The sequence below is a fragment of the Methanosarcina sp. UBA5 genome (assembly GCF_002505485.1).
Taxonomy (GTDB): Archaea; Halobacteriota; Methanosarcinia; order Methanosarcinales; family Methanosarcinaceae; genus Methanosarcina.
Genome location: NZ_DAVG01000135.1, coordinates 6,301 through 6,548, shown reverse-complemented (window position 1 = coordinate 6,548; position 248 = coordinate 6,301). Strand labels below are relative to the sequence as shown.

Sequence of the window (248 nt, the reverse complement as noted above, 5' to 3'; positions counted from 1 at the left end):
TATAGTCTTCAACGCAACTTATTACACGTATTAGCACTTATCTATTCATATGGTGGGGAAAGAACACATTCCTATTGATCGAAACATAACTCTTGATGAGATTAACGTTTTAATCAGGCATGAAAATAATTCAAGAGTGCTTAAAAGACTCTATTTTGTCAAATTCAGGTTTTTGGGAGATTCTGTAGAAGAAGCTGCTACTAAAGTTGGAGTGACTAAGAAAACTGGATATTACTGGCAAGAGGATT

Annotated in this window: 1 pseudogene; it reads left to right on the top strand. The window is 34.3% G+C overall.

What is annotated here, in order from left to right:
* Positions 1 to 49 precede the first annotated feature (49 nt).
* A pseudogene (locus BP621_RS16725) lies at positions 50 to 248 on the top strand (IS630 family transposase); the annotation flags it as partial.